Consider the following 7,104-nt stretch of genomic DNA (forward strand, 5'->3'; position numbering starts at 1 on the left):
CGAGCCGGACGAATTCCCACCCGACCCTTGCCAGCGCGGGGAGACGTGCGTTATCGTTCAGACATCAGACCTCTGATCTTCCAAGGAGCAACGATGCCCCAGACCCTCGACGAACTCACCGCCGGCCTCCCGGCCCCGCTCGACGTGCCCGCCCAGGCGGTCGCGGACGCCGCGGGCGAGAACAGCCGCATCCTCGTCGTCCTCGACGACGACCCGACCGGCACGCAGTCGGTCGCCGACCTGCCGGTGCTGACCGACTTCACGCCCGAGTCCCTGGAGTGGGGGCTCTCCCAGGGCTGCCCCGCGATCTACGTCATGACGAACTCGCGCAGCCTCGACCCCGAGGCGGCCGCCGCGATCAACCGCGAGGTCGCCGACGCGGCCTACGAGGCCGCCGGACGCCTCGGCGTCCAGATCGCGTTCGTCTCGCGCTCCGACTCGACGCTGCGCGGCCACTTCCCGCTGGAGCCCCAGGTGCTGGCGGACGCCGTCCGGCGCCACGAGGGCCGCAACGTCGACGGCATCGTGATCGTCCCGGCGTTCGGGGATGCGGGCCGCATCACCGTTCACGGCGTCCACTACGCCGGCAACCCGACCGACGGCTACACGCCCGCCGGCGAGACCGAGTTCGCGCGCGACGCCACGTTCGGCTACCGCTCCTCCGACCTGCGGGAGTGGGTCGAGGAGAAGACGGGCGGCGCGACGAAGGCGTCCGAGGTCATCGCGATCGACCTGGCCACCCTGCGCACCGACCTGGACGCGGTCGTCGCCCAACTGCGCGAGGCGTCCGACGCGCGGCCGAGCGTCGTCGACATCGTCGACGAGGCCGACCTGCGCCAGCTCTCCCTCGCGCTGCAGCAGGCCGAGGACGCCGGGAGCACCTTCCTCTACCGCGTCGGGCCGCCGTTCGGCCGGGCGCGCATCGGGCAGGACGTCCACCCGCCGCTGGACGGCAGCCAGGCCACGGACGCCGTGGGCGGCCTCATCGTCGTCGGCTCGCACGTCTCCATGACGACGCGGCAACTGGACGCCCTCCGCGAGCGCCGGACGCCGACCGAGCTCGAGATCGACGTCGCCCAGGTGCTCGGCGAGGGCCGCGACGCCCACCTCGACGCGGTCGTGGAGCAGGCGATTCGGGGCCTGGCTAAGGGCAACGTCGTCGTCCGGACGTCGAGGACGCTCGTCACCGGCGCCGACGCCCAGTCGTCGCTCGCGCTGTCGCGCGCGGTCAGCACGGCCGTCGTGGAGGTCGTCCAGCGGATCCTCGCGGCATCCAAGCCCCGCTTCGTGATCGCGAAGGGCGGCATCACGTCCTCCGACGTGGCCTCCCGCGGGCTCGGCATCAAGCGGGCGTTCGTCCGCGGGCCGATGCTGCCCGGCATCGTCTCGCTGTGGGAGCCGATGGACGGCCCCGCCCAGGGCATCCCCTACATCGTCTTCGCCGGCAACGTCGGCGGCCCGGAGTCCCTCGCCGACGTCGTCGACAAGCTCTCCGCCTGACGCCTATCCGCCTCTGCCGGCTCCGCTCCGGCCCTCTCACCAGCACCGTCATCACCGCACACCGTTCGAAGGAGAACACCATGCCCACCGACCGACCCGTCATCGCCGCCCTCGGCCTCGGGGCCATGGGCCTGCCCATGGCCACCCACCTCGCCCGGACGTTCGAGGTCCGCGCGTTCGACATCGCGTCCCAGCGCGCCCAGCTCGCCGCGGACGCCGGCGCGAGCGTCGCGGCGTCCGCGCAGGAGGCCGCCACGGGCGCCGACGTCGCGCTCGTCGCCGTCCGGAACCAGGCCCAACTGGAGAACCTGCTCTGGGGCGACGGGGGCATCGCGGGCGTCCTGCCGCGCGGGGCCGTCGTGCTGGTCACGTCCACGGTCGGCATCGCCGCCGTCACCGCCGTCGCCGAGCGCCTCACCGAGGAGGGACTCCACCTCGTGGACGCCCCGGTCTCCGGCGGCCCCGTGCGCGCCGGCAACGGGACGCTGCTCGTCACCGTCGGCGCGACCGACGAGGCGTGGGCGCTGGCCGAGCCGGTGCTCACCGCCCTCGCCGACCCGCTGAAGCGCATGGGCTCCAAGCCGGGCGACGGCCAGGCCATGAAGACCGTGAACCAGTTGCTGTGCGGCGTCCACATCGCGGCCGCCGGCGAGGCGATGGCCCTGGCCGGACGCCTCGGGCTCGACAAGGCGGCCGTGCTGGAGACCCTCATGGGCGGCGCGGCGGCGTCCTTCATGCTGGGCGACCGCGGCCCGCGGATGCTGCAGGCCTACGACGAGGGCGGCGCCGAGGTGAAGAGCCGGATCGACATCTTCGTCAAGGACATGGGCATCGTGAACACCGCCGCGCGCGCGGCCGGCCTGGCGACGCCGGTGGCGTCCGCGGCCGAGCAGTTGTACCTGCTCGGCCTCGCGCAGGGCAAGGGCGCCCAGGACGACTCCTCCATCATCACCGTCGTCGCCCCGGAGGGCTGATCCATGACCCAACCCATGCTGCTGTTGCTGGCCGTCGTCTCGATCGGCGTCCTGCTGTTCCTGGTCATCAAGCTCAAGATGTCCGCGTTCGTCGCGATGATCCTCGTCGCGATGGGCACCGCCCTCGCGGGCGGCCTGCCGCTCGACCAGGTCGTCCCCGCGCTCACGAACGGCATGGGCAAGACGCTCGGGTCGGTGGCGATCATCGTCGGCCTGGGCGCGATGCTCGGACGCCTCATCGAGGTGTCCGGCGGCGCCGAACGCCTCGCCCGGACGTTCACCAACAAGCTCGGCGAGAAGCGCGTCGTGATGGCCGTGACGGCGGCCGCGTTCATCCTCGGCATCCCGGTGTTCTTCGACGTCGGCTTCCTGATCCTGGCGCCCATCGTGTTCGGCTTCGCGGCCGTCACGAAGATGAACCCGTTGAAGATCGGCCTGCCGGTGGCGGCGACGCTGCTGGCCGTCCACGTCGTCGTGCCGCCGCACCCGGGCCCGGTCGCGGGCGCCGCGACGCTCGGCACGGACGCCGGCCTCCTCACGATCGTCGGCATCGCCCTGTGCATCCCGGTCGCCATCGTCGGCTACCTGGTCTCGCGCGTATTGAAGCTCGACAAGGTCGTCCTGCAGGACTCGCCCGCCACCGAGGCCATCGAGCACAACCAGCGGGTCAGCGAAGGCGACAAGACGCCGGGCGCGGGCATGGTGCTCGCCCTGATCCTCATCCCGCTCAGCCTCATCATGGTCGGCACCACCGGCGCGATGATGGTTGAGAAGGGGTCCGCGGCCGCGCGGGCGCTGTCGTTCATCGGCTCGCCGGTGACCGCCCTGATGGTCGGCTGCCTGCTCGCCTACGTGCTCATCGGGCGCAAGCAGAAGTGGGACCTCGAGAAGCGCGGCACGATCATGGACTCGGCCCTGTACGCCGTCGCCATCATCGTGTTCGTCACCGGCGCGGGCGGCGTGTTCGCGAACGTCCTCGTCGAGACGGGCGTCGGCAAGGCCCTGTCGGACTTCCTGACCGGGCTCGGCATGCCGGTGCTGCTGATGAGCTACGTGATCGCCGTCGGGTTGCGGGTGGCGCAGGGCTCGGCCACCGTGTCGATCCTGACGACCGCGGGCCTCATGAGCTCGGCCGTCGCCGCCGGCGGGTACTCCCCGTTCCAGGTGGTGCTCATCACCTGCGCGATCGGGTTCGGCGCGTACGCGGCGTCCCACATCAACGACTCGGGGTTCTGGATCGTCACGAAGTACCTCGGGCTCTCGGTCGCCGACGGCCTCAAGACCTGGACGGTCATCACGACCGCCGGCAGCCTCGTCGGGTTCGGGGTGACGTCGCTCCTGTGGCTCGTCGCCTGACCGGGTTCCGTCAGCCGGACCCCACCGCCGAAACCGGCCGCCCCTCGGGCGGCCGGTTTCGGCGTCCCACGCCGGGGGCGTCCGGCTGACAAGGGGTGGCGCGCACGCGCGCGAGGCGTCCGGGAAGTGTTACGCGGCCGTCACCTGCGCGGCCCGAATGCCGCTAGATTCCTTCTGAACATCGATTCCTTCGGACCAGAAGGATCAGCGCCCGGCCGGCCCGGCCGACGAGGAAGGACCCCCATGGCCCCCACCGTCCCCCCGGTCCCGCTGGGACGCCAACTGCTCCGCCGCAAGCCGCTCGACCTCGCCCACGGCGGTCGCGACGGCGAGCGTCTCGAGCGCACGCTCAGCACGTTCCAGTTGACGATGTTCGGCGTCGGCGCAACGGTCGGCACCGGCATCTTCTTCGTGCTCGGCGTGGCCGTGCCGAAGGCGGGCCCGGCGGTCCTGATCTCGTTCGTCGTGGCGGCGCTCGCGGCCGGGCTGTCGGCGCTCTGCTACGCCGAGATGGCGAGCGCGATCCCGGTGTCGGGGTCGACGTACTCCTACGCCTACTACGCCTTCGGCGAGGGCATCGCGATGTTCATCGCGGGCTGCGTGATCCTCGAGTACGGCGTCTCCGCCGGCGCGGTCGCCGTCGGTTGGAGCGGCTACTTCAACGAGTTGCTCCGCTCGCTGACCGGGCTGGAGCTGCCGCACGAGTTGCTGGTCACGTGGGTGCCCAACCTGTCCGGCACGGTGCCGGGTGTCGTGAACCTGCCGGCCGTCGTGCTGGTGCTGCTGTGCATGTTCCTGCTGCTGCGCGGTGCGACGGAGTCGGCGACCGTGAACGCGATCATGGTGCTGACGAAGCTGGGCGTCCTCGCGCTCTTCGTCGTGATCGGCTTCTCGGCCTTCCAGGCCGATCACTTCTCGAACTTCTTCGGCAAGGGTTTCGCGGGCATCAGTGCCGCGGCCGGCACGATCTTCTTCTCGTTCATCGGCCTGGACGCCGTCGCGACCGCCGGCGAGGAGGTGAAGAACCCGCAAAAGGCGCTCCCCCGGGCGATCATCGGGTCGCTGCTGATCGTGGGCATCACCTACATCCTCGTCGCGGCCGCCGGGCTGGCCGCCGAGCCGGCCGACTACTTCGCGAGCCCCGAGATGGCCGAGGCGGGGCTCGCCCACATCCTGCAGCAGGTGACCGGCAACAACATCTGGAGCACCGTGCTCGCCGCCGGGGCCGTCATCTCGATCTTCTCGGTGACGCTGGTCGTGCTGTACGGGCAGACGCGCATCCTGTTCGCCATCTCGCGCGACGGCCTGATGCCCGAGCGGTTCACCAAGGTGAACCCCCGCCACATGGTGCCGACGTTCAACACGGTCGTCGTGTCGGTGATCGTGGCGCTGATCGCCGGGTTCGTGCCGGCCGACTACCTGTGGGACACGGTGTCGATCGGCACCCTCATGGCGTTCTCCGTCGTCGCGATCGGCGTGCTGGTGATGCGGCGGACCCATCCCGACCTCGAGCGCCCCTTCAAGGTGCCGGGGTACCCGGTGACGCCGGTGCTGACCGTGGCGGTCTGCGTCTACATTCTGTCGGGGCTCGCCCCGATCACCTGGGCCATCTTCGGCTCGTGGATCGTCATCGTCGCCGCGTTCTACCTGCTGTGGGGACGCCGGCACGCGCGATTGAACGACCCCGCGCTGCAGGAGGAGCATCGGCAGGTCGCGTCCAGTTCGGCCGGGAAGGACGCCTCCGCATGAGCCTGCTCGTCGGCTTCAGCCCCCACCAGGACGACCACGCCGCGCTCGACCTGGCGTGCCAGGCGGGGCTCACGTTCCGCCAGCCGGTGGACGCCGTGACCGTGGTCCCGCAGGGGTGGCCGACGCCGGTGGCGGGCCACACCGACCGCGAATTCGAGCGGTGGGCGTCCGAGGAGGGCGAGGCGAGCGTCGCGGAGGCGACCTCGCTGCTGGCGCGCCACGCGGACGTCGAGACGGCGGCGTCCTGGCGCAGCGGACGGTCGGTCCCGCAGGTGCTGCTCGACAGCGCGCGAGCGGACTCGGCGTTCGCGATCGTCGTCGGCAGCGGTCCGAGCGGGCCGAACGGCGTGATCACGATCACATCGAAGAGCGACCGGCTGCTGCACTCGTCCCCCGTGCCCGTGCTGCTGGCGCCGCGGGGCTACCGCGCCGCGCCGGGAGCGCCGTTCACCCGGGTGACGATCGGGTTCCGCGACGACGGCACGAGCTGGTCGCTGCTGCGCCGGGCCGCCCCGATCGCGCGGGCATTCGGGCTGAGCCTGCGCATCGTGACGTTCGCGGTGCGCGGGCGCCAGATGTTCCCGCCGTCGATCAGCGGGGCCGAGGACATGGTGCTGCAGCAATGGCGCGAGGGCGCCGAGGCGGAGCAGGCGAAGGCGATCGAGCACCTGACCGAGCGCGGGCTCCCGTGCGAGGCCATCAGCCGCGCCATCGCCACCGGACGCACCTGGGCGAACGCGTTCGACGAACTCGACTGGGACTCGGGCGACCTGCTCGTGGTGGGGTCGTCCACCTCGTCGGACAGGCTCGCGAGCGTCTTCCTGGGGTCGTCGGCGTCCAAGATCGTCCGGAACTCCCCCGTGCCCGTCGCCGTCGTCCCGCGGACGTTCTGGTCGGCGAACGCCACCGATCGCCGGCCCCGGTGATGGCTGTGGGCTAGCGGTGAGGGTGAGGGTGAGGGTGAGGGTGAGCCCGCGCCCCGTGTGCGTTTCTACCTGACGTTCTCCACACTCTGATGTGGAGAATGTCGCACGCCCCCTGGACGCCTGCGCGAGCCGCTGGGCTGGCGCGTTGATACCGACGCCTGCGTAGGCGTCCGGTTGGCCTGCCGCCACCCAGAGCGCTCCCCCGTTCTCCCCGCGAAACCGGCAGCAACCCTTCATCGAGTGGTGGCGAATCGACCTGGTGCCCCCCGGGCCGGGTAACGTCACCCGCGGCGTCCTCATGCTCGACCCCTCACACCCTGACTGGCTCGTTCTCGGCGACGACGGCCGAGCGGCGGTGCGCTCACGGCGTCCCCGCGAGAACGGGCCAGTCAGGGTTCTCGTTATCCGTCCTCTCGGGAAAGGACGCCCCGCGTGCCCGCTCGTCCATCGGACGCCGCCCCGCTCTGCTTCCGAAAGGGAAGCAAACCGGACGACCGCGGTCGCCGGCCATCGACGCGCGGGACGCCTGGGCTCGCGTCCGAGGCCAGCGTCCGAGAACCGAGATCCCTGTGCCCGCGACCCGGAGGCCCGCGACCCGG

Annotated in this window: 5 protein-coding genes; all 5 read left to right on the plus strand. The window is 71.5% G+C overall.

From position 1 onward, the window contains the following. Positions 1 to 93: 93 nt before the first annotated feature. Complete coding sequence (locus tag WMJ97_RS13620; RefSeq protein WP_347349547.1) at positions 94 to 1,500, plus strand: four-carbon acid sugar kinase family protein; 1,407 nt, start codon at positions 94 to 96, stop codon at positions 1,498 to 1,500. 80 nt (positions 1,501 to 1,580) lie between these two features. Continuing rightward, positions 1,581 to 2,474 carry an NAD(P)-dependent oxidoreductase gene (locus tag WMJ97_RS13625; RefSeq protein ID WP_347349548.1) on the plus strand — a complete coding sequence of 298 codons (894 nt, stop codon included), beginning with the start codon at positions 1,581 to 1,583 and terminating at the stop codon, positions 2,472 to 2,474. Between the two features lie 3 nt (positions 2,475 to 2,477). After that, positions 2,478 to 3,830 (plus strand): GntP family transporter, encoded by a 1,353-nt coding sequence (locus WMJ97_RS13630; RefSeq protein ID WP_347349549.1) that lies wholly within the window; start codon positions 2,478 to 2,480, stop codon positions 3,828 to 3,830. Positions 3,831 to 4,073: 243 nt separating this feature from the next. Beyond that, the gene (locus WMJ97_RS13635; RefSeq protein ID WP_347349550.1) at positions 4,074 to 5,579 is read left to right on the plus strand and encodes an amino acid permease; all 1,506 of its coding nucleotides are present in this window, start codon (positions 4,074 to 4,076) and stop codon (positions 5,577 to 5,579) included. Then, on the plus strand, positions 5,576 to 6,505 hold the full coding sequence (locus WMJ97_RS13640) for a universal stress protein (RefSeq protein WP_347349551.1): 930 nt from the start codon (positions 5,576 to 5,578) through the stop codon (positions 6,503 to 6,505). The genes WMJ97_RS13635 and WMJ97_RS13640 overlap by 4 nt, the downstream gene beginning before the upstream one ends. The last annotated feature ends 599 nt before the right edge of the window (positions 6,506 to 7,104 follow it).

This window comes from Nigerium sp. (genome assembly GCF_039811905.1).
Lineage (GTDB): Bacteria > Actinomycetota > Actinomycetes > Propionibacteriales > Propionibacteriaceae > Propioniciclava.